Consider the following 24,173-nt stretch of genomic DNA (forward strand, 5'->3'; position numbering starts at 1 on the left):
ATAACTTTTTATCCTAAAGTAATAATTGGCCACTAAAAATCCTGTTAATCAATATAATCAATCACTTGAATGTAACTTCTTATAAGTTGATAGGGGATTAAATTTTTTTAATGCTTAATCCCGATTTATTTTTGTACCCTCATAAATAACCTTATATGAAAAAGCTGAAACTTGATGAGTTGAACCGCCTGACCGTGGAAGAATATAAAAGTGCTCATAAACACCCTGTTGTTCTGGTGCTTGATAATATCAGAAGTATGCACAACGTGGGTGCTGCATTCAGAACAGGTGACGCCTTTAAAGTTGAAAAGGTGTATTTGTGCGGCGTTACGGCCAAACCTCCTCATAGAGAAATTCATAAAAGCGCTTTGGGAGCAGAAGATTCCGTTGCTTGGGAATATTTTCCGAAAACCTCTGATGCAGTGATAAGATTGAAAGAAGAAGGCTATGTTATTGCCTCTATAGAACAAGCTCAGGGCAGTCAGATGCTTCAGGATTTTACTCCTGATAAGAATAAAAAGTATGCCTTTGTGTTTGGCAACGAAGTATTTGGAGTAGAAGAAGATGTAATTGCTTTGACAGATATTTGCCTAGAAATTCCTCAGTTTGGAACCAAGCATAGTTTTAATGTATCTGTGACCATGGGAATTGTTTTATGGGATTATGCGACGAAAGTGATCTTATAGAAGATCTGTGAATTTAACTTTTTTAATATTTTATTATCTGTATGAAAAAAATATATATGGACATGATTGGGAGGAGTTAATACTTTGTGATAAAATATATTTTAGATTGGCGTAAATGTATAATATAAACCAATATGCTCAATCTTAGACAATTATTCCTTCCTTTTGTGCTGTTTGTTGCAGCGTCATTTACATTGAATTTTAAATCCGGCGAGCCAGGTCTTCAAAAGAAATGGGAGACGGAAGCCACGCTGAAAACTCCCGAATCGGTGATCTATGATGAAAAGAGAAATGTGTTGTACGTTGCCAATATCAATGGCGATGGATCAGCTCATGATAACAATGGCTTTATAACGAAACTTGCTACAGACGGGAAGATCACAGAACTTGAATGGGTCAAAGGGTTAGATGCTCCTAAAGGTATGGGTATCGTTGGAAATAAATTGTATGTAACAGATATAGATAAAGTTGTTGTCATTGATATTCTATCTGGTAAGATTGAAAACTCATATAAGATCGAAGGAGCTGTTTTTTTGAATGATATTACCACAGATGCTTCTGGCAATGTTTATATTTCTGATTCTTCAAATAAAAAGATTTATTTACTGAAAGATGGTATTGCAAGCTTATGGCTTGAAAATAATTCATTTGAGAAGCCCAATGGTTTGCTTGCCCTTAAAGATGGCTTAAGAGTGATAGATATGAAAGGGGGTAAGTTTTATAATGTTTCCTATGATAAGAAAAACAGCGAGGTTATAGCGGAAAACATTCCTTCAGGTGATGGTATAGTTGAAATTGGCAAAGGAGTTTATCTGATTTCAAACTGGAATGGTGAGGTTAATTATATTAAAGGGAATACAGTCAGCAAATTGCTTGATACTAAAGAGCAAAAAATTAATTCCGCTGACATCTGGTATATTCCTCAGCAAAAGTTGGTATTAGTTCCGACCTTTTTCGGAAATAAACTGGTGGCGTATACTTTAGTTGGCAATTAAAATATTTGCAGAGCACAAATCCAAAATTTCTGTTTTTGTGCTCTGATTTATATAATTTTTAGTAAAGCCATCTATTTTTCAGGTAATTACAAGGCGAAGTTCCTCTATTCCCTGAAGTCAATTCTCTTATTTTTCAGAATTTATTTTTGTTAATTATTTGGGAACGAATCTATCATCAGGAGTCTATAGTTTAAGGAATATTAATATAGATTATTCCGCAACTTTTATTCTTAACCCAAACTTAAAGCCAGATGAAAAAAACATTACTTTTTGTTTTCAACTTATTGCTCATGGCAATAATAGCAAAAGGGCAGTCCCCCGGACTTCATCCTTATAATTTTTATGATGACTTTAGCACCGCTACTTCTTATGACAGTACTGCATGGTACAGCAATGTGCCAATCTATTCACTGGAAAGGAATGGAGATGGGAAATTAGCCATACACGTATCTTCCGCAGATCCATATTTTAATTCTTTTGGAATCAGTTTTCAAAGGCCGATAGATCTAAGCTCTAATGCAGTTTTAGATTTTAATGTAGAGAATGCTGGTGCTGCTGAGCTGTCAATCAACTTCAGTCTGGTGGATATTAATAATACTCTGTTAAGCGTTGAAAAGGACACTGGAAATGGCACCTGGTCAAATCCGAAGAGAGTTTTTTCTGCTACAGTAGAACCAAATTCAGTAAAGCAGATACAGAAAGATTTGAGCGAAGGCTATGCAGTTAAGAATTGGAACTGTACTGATGCTTGGGATTGCCCAAGTGTAAGAACAGACTTTAATTGGGAGAAAGTCGTCGGAGTTATTCTCACCTTTAATGGAGGATCGTTTTCTGTATTTAATCAAAATGTTTATTTCCGTCAGTTTAAACTTGGTGTACCTACATGTATGGAAATGCCCCAATCTATTGTCGGAGTGGATACCATTTGTCAAAACACTAATGGAGTTCAATATTCTGTGCCATTGGTTATAGATGCAACCAATTACACCTGGACTGTGCCTGATGATGCTACAATAGTTTCAGGTCAAGGCTCTAATGCGATTGTAGTAAACTTTGGCTCTAAAGGAGGAGTAGTATCTGTGAAGCCTTCAATGGAAGGTTGTGATGGTCCAGTAAGATCAAAGAAAGTTGAATTGATTAAAATATTTTCCAATACATCCCTAAATGGGCCTATTACTGTTTGTGGCAATACTGAAAGGACCTATTCAGTAGTGGCGGATAATTCTGTAACTGGTTATTTGTGGCATATTCCTGATGGAGCGTCAATAATAAAGACGGAAGGAAATTCTGCCAATATTAAATTTGCTAATTCTTCAGGAGATGTTTATGTGGAATTGACAAACTCCTGCGGAACAGCAGAATCTTCTAAAATATCTGTAGTCGTAGATTCAGTGGGCGATGCACCAGTTATCGGAAAGAATGGTTATTTGTTAACATCATCGGATGCATCCTACTATCAATGGTATAGATACAGTGAGCCCATTGAAGGAGCAAACAGTAAGGAATATACTATTACAATATCCGGAGAATATAAAGTTAATATTTCTCAGGATGTATGTCCTAACTTTTCTAATTCTGAGTTTGCCGCAATTTCTATGTTAAATGGAGTTAATAAAACATTTGTTCGTGATGATTTTGGCACAGTAGAACCCTATACAAACGTGGCATCCGGATATCCTATGACCTGGTGGGCTTCTTCCGTATATCAATTGACAAGAAATGGTGATGGTAAATTAAAAGTTGATGTTACAAATGGAGATCCAAATTGGAGTTCATTTGGTCTTCAATGGGCAAGCGAAAGTACTGATTCAACATTAGACCTTACCAATAATGCGAATATCCATTTAATTGTAGAAAATACAACAGATATAGATCTGGATTTTTGGGTTCAGCTTACAGATATAAATGGAGTTACAGTTAATGTCTTAAAACCTGATGGAGAGTGGGAGTTATGGAAAACTGTTACTGCAGAGACTTTAATTCCTGCAAATACTGAAAAGGCTGTCGATATTGATCTTACAGGAGGTATTGCCATTGATTGGGCTAACTGTCTTTGTCCCGTTGCATTTGATTGGACTAAAGTGAAGAATATTATATTTCAGGCCAACCCTGGAGCTGGTAGTATTTACGATACAGAAATCTTTAATGGGACAATTTATCTGAAGGACTTTATGCTTGGCACTTATATTGAACAGGAAGGCTCATCACTAAAGGCTTCTGAAGCAAGATCCTATAAATGGAAAAGAAGTGGACATGTTATTGAAGGTGCGAATCAAAGAATCTTTACTCCTGTGCAAAGCGGTGATTATAACGTAGAGTTGGAAGATATAGATGGAACAAAATTTGAATCTTCAAATATCTCCTTTGTTATAACTGGCGTTGATAACAAGCACGATAAAGTATATAATGTATATCCTAATCCTTCAGAAGGTATTTATAACTTTACTTCAGAAGCCTTGTCTGAAGTTACGGTTACAGATGGCCTTGGAAGAACTGTTCTGGCTCAAAGTGGAAGGTTACTGCAGCTTGATCTGACATCTTTATCCAAAGGATTTTATTATCTAAAGGTAAAGCAAGGTAATGAAGAGTTTACAGAGAAGTTGATTAAGTACTAAGTTATTATAAAAATAAAAAAAACGTTGCATCAGTCTTGATCTAAGACAGGTGCAACGTTTTTTTTCTGAGCTGTCTTTAAAAAGAAAATACATAGATACTGCTCGTTAATCAGTATTTGCTGAGGAAAAACTATTTTTTAAAATGATTAATCTTTTCAACTATGTCATATAGCATTGAAGGATGAGCATAAATTTTTCTTTAAACTTATAAAATACCTCTTTGAGTATCTTGTAAATAATTATGATTTTTTGAGCTCTGAAATTTTTTATCAACGCAAATAAATTTCGATGAATAAATTTAACATTGCATATATCAAGACAGGTAAGAATTTTTGATTTTGTTACTATCCAGGAAAAAGTAAGTCCTAGATATAAAATGGGACTTAAAGAAACAAAAATTTGTATGAAATGATTTTACAAGTATTGAAAATAAAATTTTTAATGTGAAAATTGCGCGCTATAGTCGATAAATATATCTTTTTAGTCTATTTGTTTAAATTTTCAGATATAAAATATTTTCTGACAGTTAATTCAACATATTTTATTTTCTATCAATTATAATTTTTAAACCAAACCAAAAAAAACAATGAAAAAGATCAAATTTTTAGCAGCAGCATTATGCTTATGCTCAGGGAGCTTATTTGCTCAGAATCCAACTTATACACCAGGGCAAGATATCAAAGCGGGAAGAACTACAGATGCTTACAGGGTATGTGGAAATACCTCAAGTGCTGACGGTCCAACAATCGAATTTGTTGGGAATAGTAATTCAGATCAACCAGGCGCGCTTAATTTGTTAGCAGGTTCCACAACATATTGGAGAGCAATTAACTTTACAAAGGAAACTGGGACTACATCATCTCCAGGTTGGAAGGGCCTAGCTACATTAACCAGAGAAGGTGGTTTTGGAATAGGAGCATTTAATTCTTCTTGGGAATTAAGAGCTTCATTTCAACTTGATAAAACCTATAACAGAGTTACCATGGGAACAATGGGACTTAATACATTAAGTGATGGTACAACAATAGACAGAACAGTTGCCGCATATTCTGGTGGAATTGGATATATCGGTTTTAATACAGCTCGTCAGAGTGATAATGGGTTTCACCTTTTGACTGATGGGACTAAAAATGGAGGTTCGCTAATTTTTGGGACAATTGATGGAGGCCTTAATTTTGTAACTTTTAAATCCGGAGCATATAGCGGTGGAGCTTCAGAATCTTGGGCATCTACTGCTCAGGTTGCTGCAGCTATAAGGATGTCAATAAACCCTAATGGTAAAGTCTTCATTGGAGATCCTGCCAGCGTATCAAATTATGCTACATTAAATGATTTTGGCCTTTATGTAAAAGGCGGAGGAGTGAGAGCAGAGAGATTTAAATGTGACCTGTCAACCTCAGGATGGGCTGATTATGTATTTGAATCTTCTTATAAGTTAAGGCCACTTTCAGAAGTTGAACAATTTATTAAGGAAAATAAACATCTTCCAGAAGTTCCTTCAGCAAAGAAAGTTGAATCAGAAGGAATTGACGTTGCTGAGATGGATGCAATTCTTTTAAAGAAAATTGAAGAACTGACTCTTTATATGATTGAGCTTAAGAAAGAGAATACAGAAATGAAAAAGGAGCTTGAACTGTTGAAGAAATAGTGCTTTCAAAAAGAGATTTTTGACAGATGCATTTTAAAAAAATCATGATTATTAAGGAAAAGCGCTATGAAAAATAGATATATATTTAATAAACCCTATTATCTGCTGGTTACTGTACTGATGCTGAAGAGCATTGTCTCATTTGCGCAGGTTCAGAATCCTTATTGGTATTTTCCACCGTATAGGATAGATTTTACCACAGCAACTCCAACGGTTTCATCGATTGGTACTGGTGCTCTCACTAAAGCTAGTATTGCCAATGGAATACATAATACTTCCGGTAATCTTAGTTTCTATGTTGCTGGTAGTGATGCTCAAGGTCGTACCGGGCAAACAGGAGATCTTTACATTGATCAATTGGGTAAGGAAGAGTTGATTATTCCGGTTCCAGGAGAGTGTAACAGTTATTATGTCTTGGGGTATACTACGGTAAATGGTATAAAAAATGGGATAGCTGTTACTTCCTATTATTTAGTTTATTCGAAGGTTTCAGTTAATTCCAATGGTACTTGGACTTCAACTTCTGGAGGATATATTCCAATAGATGACCCATCTGATGCGACTTATGCTTCGTCCATCCCTTTTGAAGATGGATCAAGTTTCGCTTCTTATTTATACATTTTGGATGGTTCGGAACACACCATAACAAGATATAAAGTTACAAGCAGTGGAATTGATATGGGTGTGCAGCTATCAAATACTTCAGGTTTTTTCAAAGGATATGAGCTGGAGCTTTCTCACGATCAAAGGTATTTAGCTTTTGGCACTCAGGCGAGTGATGTACCATATATATATGTGTATAACCTTGACAACAATACTTATGAGACGTATTTTCCATTTTCGAATTGGGGAAGAATTGCAGGGGTCGAATTTTCAAAGGATGGCAAAAGTATATTTGCAGCTGAATATATTACAAATAAAATTTACAAAATTGATTTGAATAGTCACGCCAGTACTGAAGTGCAAGGATCCTTTGGTCTGGGTACTTCTCAGCTTGAACTTGCTTATGATGGTTACATTTATGCCTCTAATGGAACTCAATTAAAAGGTTTTGATCCTAGTGCGGCTAGCCCTTCGATTGTAAAAACTATTAATGTAAGCAACCCAATCTCTTATGATGCAGATGGAAATGTTTATACGCTGGTAGATCAGATAGATGGTTTAAAATATTCTGCACCATTTTCTATTCCATCATGTCTTGGCTTAAAGACTTATAGTGGAGTTAATTCGGGTAGTGGAGGAGGTCTTCCTAGTATGACTCAAAATTATGAGATAATAAAGACCTCTGGTTCTGTGATTGTCAATACTTCTACCAGTGTTACTTTTAAAGCGGGTGTTTCAATTGATATGGAACCAGGTTTCGAAGCTCAGAACGGTAGTATTTTTGATGCATCAATTCAGAGCTGTGCTGCAGCGCAAATACCCAATTGCTCTTCAACATATCGAATGGCTGAGGAATCATTTGATGTGGCGTTGACTAGTAGCTTGGTACTTTCTCCAAATCCTACTTCAGGGAATTTTTCTGTACAATGTAATTTTGAGCTATCTGAAAATGTAATTGGTACAATAAGCAATAGTCAAGGAGAGGCTGTAATGACAATTACACCAGGTATGTTCAATGGCAATATGCTTGAAGTTAGTATGGGAGGTTTTCCAAAAGGACTATACTATTTGAATATCAAGAATGGAAATGAACAGTATGGGAAAAAAGTAGTGATTCAATAACTATATATTTCAAAACGAATATTGTGTTCTTTGTTCTTAGACAAGATTATTGAGATCATTTTTTGTAGGGTTGTCTTGAAGTTTGACAACCCTATAATTTAAATGGTTAAAATCAATGATGATTTCTGGCACATTAACTATTTATGTCTTTATACCTATCCACATAATCCGAAATCAACCCATCCACTCCCATCTCTATCAGCTTCTTCATCTCTGCAACTTCATTCACTGTCCAGGGAATAATTTTCATATTATTATCTTTTGCAAACTTCATCAATTCCTTATCAACAAGTATATACTCAGGGCTGTAAATAGCAGGAATAAATCCTAGCATTGAAAGATTCTCCCGAAAGCTTGATGTGTTTTCAACAAGAAAGGATAAAGTTATATCAGGGCGGGTTTTATGAAGATATTGAAGAGGGCGTAAATCAAAGCACTGCACAATTGTTCTGTCAAGAATACCTTTCTTCTGAAGAACTTCTATCAGAAGATCTGTAAACTCTTCATATGGCGGATGAAAAATATTGTCGCCTTCTATAGTTGATTTGATCTCTATGTTATAAAATAATTTCGGGTGATTCAATGATGAAGCATGTGCTTCTGCGGAATCTATAACATCCTCCAGAAGTGGCTTGTAAACGAGCATTTTTTTCTGTTTGGGAAATCTTGGATGTACTTTACTTCCGCAGTCATAAGTTTTTATTTCTTCATAAGTCATTTCGAATAACTTATAATTTCTTTCTTCCTCTTCTTTGATTTCAGATCCATCAGGCTTAAGGCAAAACTCGTGAGAGAAAAAAGGATCATGTGATACAACAACCTTCTTATCTTTGCTGATCACAACATCCATTTCCAGTGTAGTCACACCAAGATCTATTGCTTTTAAGAAACCAGGAATAGAATTCTCTGGCATCAGCCCTCTGCAGCCTCTGTGGCCTTCAAAATCAAATTTATGTTTCATTTTAAAAAGTATTATAAGTTGGAATCTTCAAGTTTTAATATTGAAGGATGTTGAGGTTCTGTTGATGTGTCTTCTTGTAACCTTGCAGGGAAAGGAATGACTATTGAATTTGCTCTGAAGAGCTTTTGAATATTAATAATAGCATTATGCTTTACCAATGATACATTCTTTGTAAGTGTCAGGTTTACCCAAAGACGAAGAATAAGATTAACAGAAGTCTCACCAAAATTGTCAAAATATACTTCAACGTTTTTGCTTGTATCTCTTCCCGGAACACTTTCAAGAGCGACTTTTGCTAGGTTGGCAACCTTTTCCAGGTCATCGGTATAGGAAACACCGACAACAAATTCAATCCTTCTCTCACCGAACGTCGTAAAATTTTTAATAGGCTTCTGAAAGACTTCTTTAGAAGGAATAATCACTTCCTGTCCTTCAAAAGTTTTTATGTGTATGGCACGTATATCTATTTCTGAGATAATGCCGGAGTAGCTGTTTGTTTCTACATGGTCTCCTACTTTAAATGGTTTTTTAACAGCAAGCATAAAACCTGAGATAAGGTTGGTTGCAAGATCCTGAAAGGCAAAGCTGAGGGCAAGGCCAATGATACCTGCACCGGCAAGAAGTGAGGTAACTGTTTTCTCAAGATGAAGAATCCCCAGGCAGAAGAAGACTCCTACAAGAATAATGACTATTGATAATATTCTTGTAAGAATTAAAATGATGTCTTCCGAAATGCTTGTCTTCAAGAGAATTTTATGGGACATCCTTTTAGCAAACCTAGCCAGAATACTAAAGGTCATGAATATAAGTATTGCAGAGATAAAGTTTGGAATCATCAATGCAAAGGTTTGAAACCAAGCCAGCAGTTTCTTAAAAATCATTTCATAAGCCTGTGTAAATAGACTTATTTCTACTTTAATGTCTTTCATTTCTTTGCTCTAAATGGTTTAATATGATGGTATTATAAGGGATTAAAAGTAACGATTTATAGGCAACTGAAGCAACATAATTTCCAGGAAAATAATTCAGTTAAGCTTTCGGTATCATCCCTTACATATAGGGAATTCACAACCTTGCTATTTTGTTTTAAAGTATAATCAAAATGATTGTTTTATGGGAAATCAAGGCAAATCAAGTAATAAATCGTTGATATCCAAATACGGTTCCAGTAAGAGTGTCTGGAAGGGAGCAGGGATTGCAGCTTTTCTTGGTGTGTTTGGTTATAGCGCTAAATATTTTCCTTATGTGGGTGAAACAAGTAAAATCAAACAACTGGCTGAAGAAGATCAGTTGATGTATGATAAGGAACGAGCGGAGCTTGAATCCTAAGCGAGGAACTTATAAAATTTCTGGCAGGTTAGGATTGAGATAACTAAATGTGATGCTGATGAAATATCTGTTGGGATTGATTATTGCATTGAGTTGGGGGTTTAATTCCCATGCTCAGACGCCTCAGGATAATAAAGACGATGAGGATTCTTTCATCTGTTATCAGGTGGATGAAAATTCAATAAGTTGTTATTCTGACTACGATCCTGCCTTTGATGAAACATTTCAACAAGGCGTTACTCCTGAGGGAGATATTTATTCAATGGAAGAAAACGTGATTGAATCTCCGGAGCAGGAAGAAAAAATTTCCGAGGAATCATATCAAATAGAACCCCTTGAATTGGAAGGTACTCCTCAATGTGAGGCTAATAAGAAGGAAGAGGCAGAAGTGTATAATAGCCCTGAGAATTATGAAGATAAATCTAATGATAAGATTTCACAGATAGGGGATCAGGAGCGAGGCGAAAATACAGTAAATGCTGAAGTATGTAACCAACTGGAAAGATCAGACGGCAAATCTTTCGGGGAACCTTATGATTTTGAAAAGGCACAATGTTATTGCCCGGACATGGAAACCACCACTGAAGGGGATTATAAATTTGGAAACCCTGATGAAGAAATTAACCCTGAAGATGTTCATGTAGAAACAAATATTTCGACTGACGAAGGGGGGATATATTAAAAGAACCTCCAAAAGACTCTTTTATCAACTCTGAAAAGGAAAGGCTGTAACCTTTCCTTTTTTGTATGTTTTCGACCAGAATATTCATAGGCCGTTGAGAACTCTAGTAGATCATTAACGACAATTAATTATCTATTATCCCAATATTTTGAGTTATAGTTACAAATTTTTTAGTAATTAATCCCGGTTTAAATATGGTTATGACTTAGATTTGTATATGGCCAGTCATTTCGATCAATCTTTTCAGGATGAACTTTCTAAATTAAATGAGGCTCAGAAAAGTGCTGTAGAGCACCTCGAAGGCCCTGTTTTGGTTATTGCCGGACCTGGTACAGGCAAGACCCAGATCCTTTCGGCAAGAATCGGATACATCCTCAGTTCCGCTGATACTCAGGCTCGTCCACATAATATCCTCTGTCTTACTTATACTGACGCAGGTACAATTGCCATGCGAAAAAGGCTCCTGAAATTCATTGGTCCAGAGGCCTATAAAGTACATATTCACACATTTCATTCTTTCTGTAATCAGGTTATTCAGGAAAACCTGGATTATTTTGGTTTTAGAGAATTACAACCTATAACAGAGCTTGAGTCTATTCTTTTATTCAAAGAATTGATTGATGATCTTGGACCCAAAAATCCATTAAAAAGGTACACAGGCGATGTTTATTATGAAGTGAGAAGGCTTCAGGTTTTGTTTAACCTGATGAAGAAGGAAAACTGGACGCCTGAACTTATCGAGGAGAAAATCAAAGAATATCTGGAGAGCCTTCCATTCAGAGAAGATTTTATATACAAGCGTGCTAATGCAAAGCAAGGGATCAAAGCAGGTGATATAAAGAAAGATAAGATCAGTGAAGAAGAAGCAAAACTAGAATTATTAAGGGCTGCTTGTCAGGAATTTCCAAGGTTTGAGAGCATGATGCGTAAAAAGCGTCGATATGATTATAACGATATGATTCTTTGGGTTTTGGAGGCTTTCAGAAACAATGAAGAAATACTTCGCCGTTATCAGGAGCAATATCTGTATTTTCTTGTGGACGAATATCAGGACACCAACGGGGCTCAGAATGAAATCCTTAATATCTTGACCGGATATTGGGACAAACCCAACATATTTGCCGTAGGAGATGATGATCAATCAATATATAGATTTCAGGGAGCAAGTGTCAAGAATATCATAGATTTTTATGATCGTTTCAAAGAAGATGTCAAAACGATCGTTCTTACTGAGAACTATAGATCTTCTCAGAATATTCTCAACTCCTCCGCTGGTCTTATCAACTTCAATGAAGAAAGGCTTGTACGTAAGATTAATGGACTGAGTAAGGATCTTTATGCCAAAGGATCTTTTGCAGAATCAGAAGTAGAAGTTAATGTTCTTGAATATTACAATGTGATTCATGAAGAGGCAATTATTCTGAATCAGTTGATAAAGCTTTATGAAAGTGGGGAAGATCTAAGTGAGGTTGCAGTAATTTACCGCAGTCACAAAATTGTAGATAACCTTGTCCGTATGCTAGAGACAAGGAATATACCTTTGAATGTTAGACAACAGACTAATATTCTGAATCTTCCATTTGTAGAATCCCTCGTTTCTCTTCTGACATATTTGTCAGAAGAATATGCCAGACCTCATTCCGCAGAATTCCTTTTGTATGAGATCATGCACTACAACTTTTTCTCTATCAATACAAGAGATATTGCCCGCATTGCCCGCAAATGCTACGAAAGCAAAGAGTCATGGAGAGAGGTGATCAGCAGCAGAGAAAAGCTTTTTCTTCTGAACCTTGAGTCTGCGAGACATATCAGTGCTCTTGAAGAAAATTTATCTTACTGGATTAAAGAAATTCCAAATATTACATTACAGACGCTCTTTGAAAAGATTATTATCAAAGGAGGTATCATGAGTTATATCATGAACAGTCCCGATAAGATTTGGTTGATGCAGGTTGTTAATACATTTTTTGATTTCATAAAAGACGAAACTGCCAAGGATCCTTCTCTTGACTTACCGGCCTTTTTAAGTCTTTTGAAAGAAATGAAGGAAAACGGAATTTCACTTACAGTCAACAAAGTAATACAAGCTGAAAAGGGAATAAACTTTGTAACTGCTCATTCTTCGAAGGGGTTGGAGTTCAGGCATGTATTTCTTATTTCATGTACCTCTTCTAATTGGGAGAAACAAAGAGCAAGGTCTCAGACATACAAAATTCCCGACACACTTACAGAGGCGGATACAGAAGATAAAACAGAAGAAGAGAGAAGACTTTTTTATGTAGCAATGACAAGAGCAAAGGAATATCTTCATATTTCTTATGCAGCTCGAGATAATGCTGGCAAGGAACTGGAGATGTCCAGGTTTGTTGCTGAGGTATTGGAGTCCGAAGTTATTAAGGTGAAACATCCTGAGCTTAATGAAAAGGAGATATCAGACTATCAGTTCGCACTTCTAGCAAGCGAAAGGCCTGCTGCACTCAGTTTTACTGATGTTGAATTCATGAAAGACTCTTTGAAGAACTACAAGATGAGTGTTACTCATTTAAATAAGTTCTTGTCATGCCCTCTTTCTTTTTATTTTGAGAATGTCTTGAGAGTGCCATCCGCAAGAAGTGAGAGTATGGGTTTTGGAAATGCCATGCACAGCGCCCTTTATATGTTGTTTTCGAGAATGAGTAAATCAGAGAATAACGAATTTCCAACTGCAGACGAATTTTATTCTTTCTTCTCCGTTGGAATGTATAATCACCGGTCTCATTTTACAGACAAGGAGTACGAACGGAGATTAGAATTTGGAAAGGAACTCTTATATGATTACTACGCCAAATATGTTGGTCAGTGGAATAAAATTGTAACTGTAGAGCATAGGATTAATAATACAGAAGTTGAAGGCGTACCAATTACTGGAGCGCTGGATAAGATTGAGTTTGACGGTAAGAAGGTGAATGTCGTAGACTATAAGACTGGAAACCCTGAAAATGGAAAAAAGAAATTGAACAGGCCTTCAGAAAAGGATCCTAATGGAGGAGATTATTGGAGACAGATTGTTTTTTACAGGATTCTTCTTGACAGTGATAAGTCCAAAAATTATGAAATGCTTTCGGGTGAAATAGATTTCCTTCAGAAAGATAGTAAAAAGGAGTTTATCAAGGAGAAGGTTTTTGTTCTGCCTGAGGACATTGAAATAGTTAAGGGGCAGATTAAAACGACTTACGATAAAATTATGAATCTTGAGTTTACCCAAGGTTGTAATAAAGAAGAATGTTATTGGTGCAATTTTGTAAAGCATCATTACAGAACCGAAATTCAGGACTCTGAAGTTGACGAATAAACATTTTCCATCTTTCCCAGTTATAGGTCTAGTAGAAAAGTGTCTGAAGCAGCTATTCGCGGCTCTTTTTGCCTGATTTTCTTGTGATTATAAATTCAACAGTGACTTTTTTCTTTGAATGAGTATTCAGAGTATTGAATTGTGGATTTCTAATGGATAAGTTCTTGAAAAGTCCTGTATGTTGAAACGATGAGAAGAGGTCGCAATTTATTATATTTAAACTCCGGAATTGTGGAATTGATTTTTTCCAAGAGGAAATAGTTATGCCAGTGTAAATACTGATGGTTTTCATAACCGGAAATTTTTTTTAGCGTAAAAGGAATAGGTTAAATACAGGGAGTTTTTATAATTATCTTATAATTAGTATATTAGGCTTTTTAAATCCTCGTATGAGAAAGAATCTCATTGTTACGGTTTTATTATTTTTCGTATTTACTCAGATAAGCAGTAATGAAACTTCTTTTAATAGGCTTGAGGATCTAAATGATTTTTTTTCTTTAAAATGGAAGAGATTTATAGGGGGGACGTCTTACCGAACAAATATTTCTTATTGTAATAGCAATATTATAGTTGGTTCTAACGGAATGCATTTCGCAGATTATTCTGTAACAGATAAGAATAACGGAGTTTATTTTTTGAATGCGAAAACTGGAGGCGTTTTAAAGCATATAGAAAAGGAGGGTTTCGGTGACGAAGATGTTAATGGACTTGGTATTCATAATGGCAGAGTTTTTTTTGGAAATGATAATGATGAAATTTTCTGCTACTCAACAGCCGGAAAACTATTATGGAGTATGCCTGCATCGGGTGATATCGAATCGGCTCCTGCTTTAATCAATATTAATAACGATAATGTTAAGGATCCTGTATTTGCTACAGAAACAGGAGAGATTGCAGCCTATAATGGGGTAAATGGCAAGAAACTCTGGAGTTTCAAACAGGAAGGCTTTAATGGCTGGGAGCAAACTCAAAACAGGTTTGTGTTTCGTATTGCTGCTCATTTTAAAAATGGCTCAGGCTTTATGTGCAAGCCACTTACTTTTGATATCGATAACGATGATATTTTGGATGTGTTAGTAACGTCTAAAGATGGTATTGTTTATGCTATAGACGGATCTAATGGTGAGGAACTTTGGAAATACAATACTTTTTTCTTTGGCACTACTCAATCTCCGGTCAGCATCAAATATAGAGGAAAGAATTACTTTGGGATTACATCAGGTAAATCTATCCTTTTGTTGGATAAGGCTGGCAAAAAGCAATTAGAGTTTGCATTTTCACATTGGATCTCCGATGCGCTTCCAGTGATGCTTCCGGAGAATAAGCTGATCGTTTGCCATGAAAATGGAATAAGCGTATTGAATTTTGATACAGGAGACATAAAATATTCTGCTATAGAGGGAAAAATTACTGCCACCCCAATTGTAGAAGATGCTCTTGAAAAGGGTGCCAGTCAGGTCATAGTTCCTATGGAATCTGGTAAACTTGCTTTTTTAGGTATAGATGGAAGTATTCAGAAAGTATTTTCCTTTTCTCGGGGTTCAGAGTGTTCTCCATTGTTTGTCGATGTCGACGGAGATAATAAAAAAGAGCTGCTTATAAGCAGCTATGATGGTTATTTGTATTGCTACCAGATTAAAAGATGAAAAAAGTAGTCAGAAATTGGTATCTATTATTATTGCTTGCCTTTTTAGGTTGGGCCGGGGTTTTTTATTACTTGATAAAGAAAGAAACACCGGTGGTAATAGCACCATTTGAAAAAGTGAACGTGCCTTATGAAACGTTCGAGATAGTTGGAGAAGAAGGTGGAGAATTTATTTCTCAAAGGGGGACAAAAATTGTGATTCCTGCAAAAGCTTTTGTTGATAAAAGCGGAGAATTGATAAATGAGAGAGTTCTGATAAAATACAGACAATTGGATAATGCCGCGGATATCTTCTTAAGTGGTCTTCCAATGAATTATGATTCTACGGGAGAAAGACTTCTTGAAACTGCTGAGGTGATTGAAATTAAAGCATTCGTAAGAAATCAACCAGTATTTCTGTCTTCAGGAAGTAAAATTGATTTGAAATATACAGCCCCTGCACCTTTGACTTCTGATTATGGAGTTTACCATTTTGATACTCTGAATCTTGTTTGGCAATATTCAGATGATTATTCAGCGGAAAAACTACCAGCATTTGAGGTTGGAAATCAAAAATACCTATCTAAAGTTAGATTACGTAAGGAGGATTTGTTTCTTTTTGATCTTGAAATTGACCAAAATGACTATCCTGAGTTAAAGGAATTTAAAGATCTTAAATGGGCATATATCGGTGACAACGATAAAATTGATCCAAGAAAGAATTCTTGGGCATTTAAGATATTGTGGACCAAAACCCAGCTTAAACTTATTGATAAAAAGAGTAAAGTGTACCAGCTTGTTTTATCTAACAATGAAGGAAGAAGCTTTAAAACGTTGATTACTCCTTTTAGAGAAGAACTGTTGCAAAACCGTGAGGAGTATATAGTTGTTGAAAAGGGCAAAGTCAACAAGGCTCTGAAAACAGAGGAGACATCTATCAATTATCAATTATCTATTAACCAGACAGGAGCATGGAATATCGCCAGAAAAAGGCTAAAAGAAGAGGAGCAGATATATCTTTCAACTCTTAAATTTTCAAATCCATCTCTAAGAATATCTGAAAATGATGTTTATCTATTGGATATGAAATTTAATACTGTTAGGAAAATTTCCGGGAAAGCTGCTCAAAAGGTGCCTATAAAGCCATCTTCAGAACTTATTGTCATTTCTGTAGATGATGATAATCAATTCTCTTTTGATAAGGTTTCTGAAGTTAAATCTGCCCCTGTCACAGGAGTGCTTGAATTTTATTTGATGCAATGTGAGGAAACCATAAAATCTTATAATCACTTTCATAAATTGTTAACTATGTGATTTTCATTAAGCTAATTTTTTTAAGCTTCAAGATTTTTAATTGTAAGTAGTAAGGGAATATTTATAATAATTTAAAGATTTCTATTGATTTTTTACCTTCTTGTTGATAGATGTCCAATCTTATTTGTCACTACAAAAGTGCTTTTTTTAAACATATATTCTACAAAATCAATAGACTAATCGCCTCTGTTTTGTTGTCACAATAATTAAAAAAAATATTAGAATAGTCCAATATAAGATTGATTTTTTTGGAAATATTAAATTTCCTGGCTTTAATAATCCAAAATTGCTGGTTTTTTTAACATTTTTTTTTTATATTTAATCAGTCGTCTTTGAAAAAAACTGCCTTAAAAATGGTTGATCGGGTCGATAAAAGATATCAAAAGATAGATGTAAGAAATCGGGGGGATTTGTAAGTCTTTTCTTGGATAATTTGAGGTAACTTTGATAATAAGACCCATTTTCAGCACCCTGAAATGGGATTTGGAACCAATTTTAGATTATTCAGGTAAAGATTAACACGTTTTCGTTAAGAAGATCCCCGCTAAAATTAGAAATATCATAATACAGATTATTGGAAAATAATTTCAGGTTAATGGCAGAACAAGAAACTTCTGGATTGTACGATTCCAGCTTTGAGCGTGACTCATGCGGTATCGGATTTGTCGCCAACGTGAAGGGAAGGAAATCCCATGAGATCGTTGATAATGCTCTCAAAATGCTTGCAAGAATGGAGCATAGAGGGGCGTGTGGTTGCGAAAACAACACGGGTGATGGAGCGGGTATTCTTATCCAGGTTCCGCACGAGTTTTTCGTAGACGAGTGTGTCAAGATCGGAATTAAGCTTCCGCCATTCGGACAATACGGTGTGGGAACTGTTTTCTTCCCAAAGGATGAGAAGCTTCGTGAAGATTGCAGGGCTATCCTCAATAGAAATATTGAAAAATTAGGATTGACTTTGCTTGGATACAGAAAACTTCCTACAAACAATTCAGACATCGGTCCTAGCGCAATCGCGGTGGAGCCGACTATGGAACAGGTATTTGTTCAAAAGCCTGACAGCATCAAAACCAGCGACGATTTTGAGAGAAAGCTGTTTATCCTGAGAAATTATACTACCAGAATCGTAAGGGAAACTTTCCAGCTTCCTAATATCAATGACGCTTTCCATATTGTGTCATTGTCTTACAAAACAATTGTTTACAAAGGTCAGTTGATGACAGCCCAGGTAAGATCTTTCTTCCCTGACCTTCAGAATAAAAGAGTTATTTCTGCAATCGCGGTAGTGCACTCAAGATTCTCTACCAACACATTCCCATCATTCAGACTTGCACAACCTTTCAGATACATCGCCCACAATGGTGAGATCAATACTGTAAAAGGAAACGTGAACTGGATGAGAGCTCAGGAAGCTGGTTTTGAATCCAAATATTTTACCAGAGAAGAGCTGGACATGATCCTGCCTATCTGTGACTCCACAGCTTCTGACTCTGCTAACCTGGATAATGCTATCGAACTTCTTGTTCTTAGCGGAAGATCTCTTCCTCATGTAATGATGATGCTTGTTCCTGAAGCTTGGGATGGCAACAAAGACATGACAGAAGAGAAAAAGGCATTCTATGAATATCATGCAGCTCTTATGGAGCCTTGGGATGGTCCTGCTTCTATTTCTTTTACCGACGGGAAAATCGTTGGAGCTACACTAGATAGAAACGGATTAAGACCATCCAGATGGTGTGTAACTGAAGATGACATTGTAATTATGGCATCTGAGGCTGGTGTTGTTGATGTAGATCCAGCAAAAATCGTTAAAAAGGGGAGACTTCAGCCTGGTAAAATGTTCGTGGTTGATCTCGAGCAAGGTAAAATCATCAGCGACGAAGACCTGAAGAAAGAAATCTGTACAAGCAAGCCATACAAAGAGTGGCTTAAAAATAAAATTAAGATTAAAGACCTTCCGGAGCCTCTAGGAACATTCCATCAGCCTGACGAAAGTACTTTGTTAAAAAGACAACAGGCTTTCGGTTACAGCAAGGAAGATCTTAAAACAATCATCGCAGAAATGGCTGCAACGGGAAAAGAACCTATCGGATCTATGGGTACCGATGCTCCTCTTGCTATCCTTTCTGATCAGAGCCAGCACTTATCTCACTACTTCAAACAATTGTTTGCTCAGGTGACCAACCCTCCAATTGACCCTATCCGTGAAAAGATGGTTATGTCATTGGTGTCTTATGTTGGTGGTTCGCTTAACCTTCTTGAAGAGTCTCCTCTTCACTGCAGACAAGTTGAGCTAAGTCAGCCAATTCTTACAAACAAAGATCTTGAGAAATTAAGATACCTGGATCAAGCTTATTTCCAGACAAAAACAATCAATACTTTCTTCAAAGCGGAAGATAAACCTGGGACCCTTGAAAAAGCGCTTAACAGAATCTGTCAGTATGCTGCGGATGCTGTAGAAGATGGTTTCTCAATTATCCTTCTTTCTGACAGAAGTGTTGATACAAGTCATGCTGCAATTCCTTCTCTTCTTGCTACAGCTGCAGTTCACCATCATTTGATGAGAAAAGGCCTTAGAGGAAAAGTAGGTATCGTGGTAGAAGCTGGAGACGCTTGGGAAGTTCACCACTTTGCTACTCTTATCAGCTTTGGGGCTTCTGCTGTTAACCCTTATCTGGCATTCGAAAGTATTATTGACCTTAAGAATAAGAACATTCTTAAAGTTGATCTTCCTGAAGAGAAGTTATTCTATAATTACATCAAAGCTATTAATGAAGGCTTGTTGAAAGTATTCTCTAAAATGGGTATTTCAACACTTCAGTCTTATCAAGGTGCTCAGATTTTCGAAGCGCTTGGCATTCACAAGGAGGTAATTGACAAATATTTCACGAATACAGTTTCAAGAATCGGTGGTCTTACTTTAGACGGAATTGCAAAAGAGGCTTTATTAAAGCATGAAACTGCATTCCCAGAAACTCCGGTTTACAATCCGAAACTTGAAGTTGGTGGTATTTATCAATGGAAGCGTAGAGGTGAATTCCACTTATTCAATCCTCAGACAATTCACTTATTACAGCAGGCTACAAAAACAGGTGATTATCAGGTTTACAAGAAATATGCAAAACTGATCAATGACCAAAGTGATAAAGCTGCTACATTAAGAAGTTTATTAAAATTCAAGTCGAGCAACGATCCAATTCCTTTAAGTGAAGTGGAACCAATGGAAAGTATTTTCAAACGCTTTGCTACTGGTGCCATGTCTTTCGGTTCCATTTCTCACGAAGCTCACTCAACTCTTGCTATCGCAATGAACAGAATCGGCGGAAAGAGCAATTGCGGGGAAGGTGGAGAAGATGAAATCAGATTTGAGAAAAAGGCAAACGGAGACTGGGAAAGATCTGCTATAAAACAAGTTGCATCAGGAAGATTTGGTGTTACCAGCTACTATCTTGCTAATGCGGATGAATTACAAATTAAAATGGCGCAGGGTGCTAAACCTGGTGAAGGTGGTCAGCTTCCTGGTCATAAAGTGGATGACTGGATAGGTCGTGTAAGACACTCTACTCCTGGAGTAGGTCTTATTTCTCCTCCTCCTCACCATGATATCTATTCTATTGAAGACCTTGCTCAGCTGATCTTCGACCTTAAAAACTCGAATCCGAAAGCAAGAATCAACGTGAAACTTGTTTCTGAAGCGGGAGTTGGAACAATCGCTGCCGGTGTAGCAAAAGCGCACTCAGACGTAGTTCTTATCGCTGGTCACGACGGTGGAACAGGAGCTTCTCCAATTAGCTCAATTAAACACGCGGGTCTGCCATGGGAGCTTGGTCTTGCTGAAGCGCACCAGACTCTTGTAAGAAATAATTTAAGAAGCCGTATCACTGTTCAGGCAGACGGACAGATGAAAACCGGAAGAGACCTTGCAATCGCAGCGCTTCTTGGTGCTGAAGAGTGGGGTGTTGCAACTGCAGCCCTTGTTTCTACAGGTTGTATCATCATGCGTAAATGCCATCTGAATACTTGCCCGGTTGGTGTGGCAACCCAGGATAAAGAACTTAGAGCATTGTTTACAGGAAAACCTGAGCATGTAGTGAATCTTTTCACTTTCATGGCAACTGAGCTAAGAGAAATCATGGCAGAACTTGGCTTCAGAACGATCAATGAAATGATCGGTCAGGTAGATAAGCTTGAAGTGCGCGACAATATTACTCACTGGAAGCATAAGAACATTGACCTTTCTGCAATTCTATTTAAGGCACCTGCTGGTCCTGAAGTAGGTATCTACAAGCAGATGGAGCAGGATCACGGTATCGATGCGATACTTGATCTTGAGATGATCAAACAGGCAAAACCTGCATTGGATGCTCAAAAACCAGTTACAGGAGAATTCAATATTACCAATATTGATCGTTCTGCAGGAACAATGCTTTCTTACGAAATCTCTACGAGATACAAAGGACAAGGATTATCTGCCGGAACTGTTCACTATAAATTCAAAGGTTCTGCTGGTCAAAGCTTCGGAGCATTTGGAGCACCTGGTATCAAGTTCGAACTTGAAGGGGAATCAAATGACTACTTCGGTAAAGGACTATCAGGAGGTCGCTTAATTCTTTACCCGGATAAATCTTCGAAATTCAATCCAAGCGATAACATCATCGTTGGAAACGTTTGCTTCTATGGAGCAACTTCTGGAGATGCTTATATCAGAGGACAAGCAGGTGAGCGTTTCTGCGTGCGTAACTCAGGAGCTAAAGCAGTTGTAGAAGGAGTTGGAGATCATGGTTGTGAATACATGACTGGTGGTATCGCTGTCATTCTCGGAGAAACAGGAAGAAATTTTGCAGCAGGTATGAGCGGTGGTATCGCTTATGTTTACGATCCGCAAAAGAAATTCCCTGCGAGATGCAACATGGAAATGGTTGAGTTTGACAAGATATCTGACGAAGATGCAGCATCTCTAAAAGAACTGATCAAAAATCATCACACTTTCACAGGAAGTGATGTAGCTGAGAATATATTAAATAACTGGGACAGTGCACTTGCTGACTTTGTAAAAGTAATGCCTACAGATTACAAAGCTGTCCTACTAAAAAGAAAACAATTAAATAAGGGAACTACAGACAAGGAGGTCTTGGTACAACATGGGTAAGCCAACGGGATTCATGGAATTCGGCAGAGAACTGCCAAAGAAAAGAGATCCTAAAGACAGGATCGGTGATTACAAAGAATTGTATTTGGAATTCGGAACTGAGAAGGTAGAAACTCAGGCCTCCAGATGTATGAACTGTGGCGTACCTTTCTGCCACAGCGGTTGTCCTCTTGGCAACATCATACCTGAATTCAATGATGCAGTTTATGAAAAGAACTGGGAGGAAGCGGCTGAAATCCTTCTTTCTACAAATAACTTCCCTGAATTTACAGGAAGAATTTGCCCAGCTCCTTGTGAGGCTGCCTGTGTATTAGGTATCAACAAACCTCCCGTGACGATCGAAGAGATCGAAAAAAATATAGTTGAGGTTGCTTTCGCTAAAGGTTATATCAAAGCTAAAGCCCCTAAAGAAAGAACAGGTAAAAAGGTAGCAGTAATCGGTTCCGGTCCTGCTGGTCTTGCAACTGCTGCTCAGTTGAACAAAGCTGGACATTCAGTTACTGTTTTTGAAAGAGCTGATCAGATTGGAGGTCTTCTTCGTTACGGTATTCCTGACTTCAAATTAGAGAAGTGGGTAGTTGAAAGAAGAGTGAAGTTGATGGAAGACGAAGGAGTTGTCTTCAAAACAAACTCTAACGTTGGCGACAATGTGAAGGTAAAAGATGTGTTGAAGGAATTTGATGCCATCGTTCTTACCGGAGGTTCAACAATACCAAGAGATGTACCTATCCCTGGAAGAAACCTTAAAGGCGTACACTTTGCAATGGAGTTCCTTACTCAACAAAATGGCCGTGTGAGCGGAAAAACTTTCAAACCGGAAGAAGAGATATGGGCTACAGGTAAAAATGTTGTAGTAATTGGTGGTGGGGATACAGGTTCTGACTGCGTTGGTACTTCTAACAGACATAAAGCAAAATCAATCACTCAGGTTGAATTATTACCTAAGCCTCCTGCAGAAAGAGATGCCACTATGCCTTGGCCAAACTGGCCTATGATTCTGAGAACATCTACTTCTCACGAGGAAGGATGTAACAGAAACTGGGCGATATTTACCAAAGAATTCGTTGGTGATAGCGATGGCAAGCTTACAGGTATCAAAATCGCTGAAATGGGCTGGAGTACCCCTGAAGATGGCAAAATGCCAAAATATCAGGAAGTACCTGGTACTGAAAAAATCATTCCTTGCGAATTGGCACTTCTAGCAATCGGATTCCTTCACCCGCAACATTCAGGTATGCTGAATGAGCTTGGTGTGGAATATGATGAAAGAGGGAATGTTAAGTGTAATGAGAAATATCAGACATCTGTGCCGAAAGTATTCTCCGCAGGAGATATGAGAAGAGGTCAGTCGCTAGTAGTTTGGGCGATCTCTGAAGGTAGAGAAGCTGCAAGAAATGTAGATACTTTCCTTATGGGAGAATCTAAGCTTGAAGCTAAAGATGTTTCAATGCTTAACGTTAATAGCCTTTAATATACTAAAGCTAAATAAGCTTGTAATATGAAAAACCTTCGGTGTTAGCCGAAGGTTTTTTTATGCTCTATATTTTATATATTTATCGTAAATCAAAAATCAAGATGCCAATTATAAAAGCTTTAAATGGTCAGAAACCTGAGTTCGGGGAAAATATCTATATAGCTGAAAATGCTACTATCGTTGGAGATGTAAAGATGGGTGATGATTGCACTGTTTGGTTTAACGCAGTTATTCGTGGAGACGTAAATGCAATCAGGATAGGTAACAAAGTGAATATCCAGGATGGTGCCTGCGTTCATTGTACTTACCAAAAGGCCGCAACAACAATTGGAAACAATGTTTCTATTGGTCATCATGCAATAGTTCATGGCTGTACACTCGAAGATAATGTACTTGTGGGTATGGGGGCAATTATTATGGATCATGCATATGTTGAAAAGAACTCTATTATCGCAGCAGGCGCAGTAGTTCTGGAAAATACAAGAATAGAATCTGGTAGTATCTATGCAGGAGTTCCGGCAAAAAAGGTAAAAGATGCCGGAAGCGAACATGTGGAAGGTATAATCAATCGGATTGCAAACAACTATGTAAAGTATGCAGGTTGGTACAAGGATAGCAGTGAAGATATTTCTTTATAAGA

General features: G+C 37.1%; 15 protein-coding genes. 13 read left to right on the top strand and 2 right to left on the bottom strand.

Annotation, left to right across the window (positions count from 1 at the left end):
• Window positions 1-155: 155 nt before the first annotated feature.
• From J7604_RS01250 to J7604_RS01270, 5 genes are all read left to right on the top strand, one after another.
• The gene (locus J7604_RS01250) at window positions 156-686 is read left to right on the top strand and encodes an RNA methyltransferase (RefSeq protein WP_293890033.1); all 531 of its coding nucleotides are present in this window, start codon (window positions 156-158) and stop codon (window positions 684-686) included.
• Between the two features lie 134 nt (window positions 687-820).
• Complete coding sequence (locus J7604_RS01255) at window positions 821-1,681, top strand: ATP/GTP-binding protein (protein WP_293890034.1); 861 nt, start codon at window positions 821-823, stop codon at window positions 1,679-1,681.
• Window positions 1,682-1,932: 251 nt separating this feature from the next.
• Window positions 1,933-4,296, top strand: a complete 2,364-nt coding sequence (locus J7604_RS01260) for a T9SS type A sorting domain-containing protein (RefSeq protein ID WP_293890035.1) — start codon at window positions 1,933-1,935, stop codon at window positions 4,294-4,296.
• Window positions 4,297-4,882: 586 nt separating this feature from the next.
• Window positions 4,883-5,944, top strand: coding sequence for a hypothetical protein (locus tag J7604_RS01265; protein ID WP_293890036.1), 1,062 nt, complete (start codon window positions 4,883-4,885; stop codon window positions 5,942-5,944).
• 66 nt (window positions 5,945-6,010) lie between these two features.
• Window positions 6,011-7,669, top strand: coding sequence for a 3-coathanger stack domain-containing protein (locus J7604_RS01270; RefSeq protein ID WP_293890037.1), 1,659 nt, complete (start codon window positions 6,011-6,013; stop codon window positions 7,667-7,669).
• Window positions 7,670-7,802: 133 nt separating this feature from the next.
• Here J7604_RS01270 and J7604_RS01275 read toward each other — a convergent pair whose 3' ends face one another.
• Complete coding sequence (locus J7604_RS01275) at window positions 7,803-8,630, bottom strand: glycerophosphodiester phosphodiesterase family protein (protein WP_293890038.1); 828 nt, start codon at window positions 8,628-8,630, stop codon at window positions 7,803-7,805.
• Between the two features lie 11 nt (window positions 8,631-8,641).
• Window positions 8,642-9,559: a mechanosensitive ion channel family protein gene (locus J7604_RS01280; protein WP_293890039.1), complete on the bottom strand. Its 918-nt coding sequence runs from the start codon at window positions 9,557-9,559 to the stop codon at window positions 8,642-8,644.
• 184 nt (window positions 9,560-9,743) lie between these two features.
• Between J7604_RS01280 and J7604_RS01285 the strand changes: the two genes are divergently transcribed.
• The 8 genes from J7604_RS01285 to J7604_RS01320 all read left to right on the top strand — a co-directional run bounded on the left by J7604_RS01285 (window position 9,744) and on the right by J7604_RS01320 (window position 24,171).
• Window positions 9,744-9,959, top strand: coding sequence for a hypothetical protein (locus tag J7604_RS01285; RefSeq protein WP_293890040.1), 216 nt, complete (start codon window positions 9,744-9,746; stop codon window positions 9,957-9,959).
• A gap of 58 nt (window positions 9,960-10,017) precedes the next feature.
• Window positions 10,018-10,641, top strand: a complete 624-nt coding sequence (locus J7604_RS01290; protein WP_293890041.1) for a hypothetical protein — start codon at window positions 10,018-10,020, stop codon at window positions 10,639-10,641.
• 217 nt (window positions 10,642-10,858) lie between these two features.
• The gene (locus J7604_RS01295; protein WP_293890042.1) at window positions 10,859-13,972 is read left to right on the top strand and encodes an ATP-dependent DNA helicase; all 3,114 of its coding nucleotides are present in this window, start codon (window positions 10,859-10,861) and stop codon (window positions 13,970-13,972) included.
• 389 nt (window positions 13,973-14,361) lie between these two features.
• Window positions 14,362-15,618 carry a PQQ-binding-like beta-propeller repeat protein gene (locus J7604_RS01300; protein WP_293890043.1) on the top strand — a complete coding sequence of 419 codons (1,257 nt, stop codon included), beginning with the start codon at window positions 14,362-14,364 and terminating at the stop codon, window positions 15,616-15,618.
• Entirely contained in the window at window positions 15,615-16,910 is a 1,296-nt protein-coding gene (locus tag J7604_RS01305; RefSeq protein WP_293890044.1) for a hypothetical protein, read from the top strand. Before J7604_RS01300 ends, J7604_RS01305 begins: the two co-directional genes overlap by 4 nt.
• Window positions 16,911-17,505: 595 nt before the next feature.
• The gene (gene gltB / locus J7604_RS01310; RefSeq protein WP_293890045.1) at window positions 17,506-22,059 is read left to right on the top strand and encodes a glutamate synthase large subunit; all 4,554 of its coding nucleotides are present in this window, start codon (window positions 17,506-17,508) and stop codon (window positions 22,057-22,059) included.
• Window positions 22,052-23,530: a glutamate synthase subunit beta gene (locus tag J7604_RS01315; protein ID WP_293890046.1), complete on the top strand. Its 1,479-nt coding sequence runs from the start codon at window positions 22,052-22,054 to the stop codon at window positions 23,528-23,530. Before gltB ends, J7604_RS01315 begins: the two co-directional genes overlap by 8 nt.
• 104 nt (window positions 23,531-23,634) lie before the next feature.
• A complete protein-coding gene (locus J7604_RS01320; protein WP_293890047.1) occupies window positions 23,635-24,171 on the top strand; it encodes a gamma carbonic anhydrase family protein in 537 nt (178 codons plus the stop codon).
• The last annotated feature ends 2 nt before the right edge of the window (window positions 24,172-24,173 follow it).

This window comes from Sporocytophaga sp., assembly GCF_017745095.1.
Lineage (GTDB): Bacteria > Bacteroidota > Bacteroidia > Cytophagales > Cytophagaceae > Sporocytophaga.

Excerpts from the sequence above, each read along its gene's own strand:
- J7604_RS01255 (WP_293890034.1), top strand. The coding sequence starts at position 821 with ATGCTCAATCTTAGACAATTATTCCTTCCTTTTGTGCTGTTTGTTGCA.
- J7604_RS01250 (WP_293890033.1), top strand. The coding sequence starts at position 156 with ATGAAAAAGCTGAAACTTGATGAGTTGAACCGCCTGACCGTGGAAGAA.
- J7604_RS01265 (WP_293890036.1), top strand. The coding sequence starts at position 4,883 with ATGAAAAAGATCAAATTTTTAGCAGCAGCATTATGCTTATGCTCAGGG.
- J7604_RS01260 (WP_293890035.1), top strand. The coding sequence starts at position 1,933 with ATGAAAAAAACATTACTTTTTGTTTTCAACTTATTGCTCATGGCAATA.
- J7604_RS01270 (WP_293890037.1), top strand. The coding sequence starts at position 6,011 with ATGAAAAATAGATATATATTTAATAAACCCTATTATCTGCTGGTTACT.
- J7604_RS01290 (WP_293890041.1), top strand. The coding sequence starts at position 10,018 with ATGAAATATCTGTTGGGATTGATTATTGCATTGAGTTGGGGGTTTAAT.
- J7604_RS01300 (WP_293890043.1), top strand. The coding sequence starts at position 14,362 with ATGAGAAAGAATCTCATTGTTACGGTTTTATTATTTTTCGTATTTACT.
- gltB (WP_293890045.1), top strand. The coding sequence starts at position 17,506 with ATGGCAGAACAAGAAACTTCTGGATTGTACGATTCCAGCTTTGAGCGT.
- J7604_RS01285 (WP_293890040.1), top strand. The coding sequence starts at position 9,744 with ATGGGAAATCAAGGCAAATCAAGTAATAAATCGTTGATATCCAAATAC.
- J7604_RS01295 (WP_293890042.1), top strand. The coding sequence starts at position 10,859 with ATGGCCAGTCATTTCGATCAATCTTTTCAGGATGAACTTTCTAAATTA.
- J7604_RS01305 (WP_293890044.1), top strand. The coding sequence starts at position 15,615 with ATGAAAAAAGTAGTCAGAAATTGGTATCTATTATTATTGCTTGCCTTT.
- J7604_RS01320 (WP_293890047.1), top strand. The coding sequence starts at position 23,635 with ATGCCAATTATAAAAGCTTTAAATGGTCAGAAACCTGAGTTCGGGGAA.
- J7604_RS01280 (WP_293890039.1), bottom strand. The coding sequence starts at position 9,559 with ATGAAAGACATTAAAGTAGAAATAAGTCTATTTACACAGGCTTATGAA.
- J7604_RS01275 (WP_293890038.1), bottom strand. The coding sequence starts at position 8,630 with ATGAAACATAAATTTGATTTTGAAGGCCACAGAGGCTGCAGAGGGCTG.
- J7604_RS01315 (WP_293890046.1), top strand. The coding sequence starts at position 22,052 with ATGGGTAAGCCAACGGGATTCATGGAATTCGGCAGAGAACTGCCAAAG.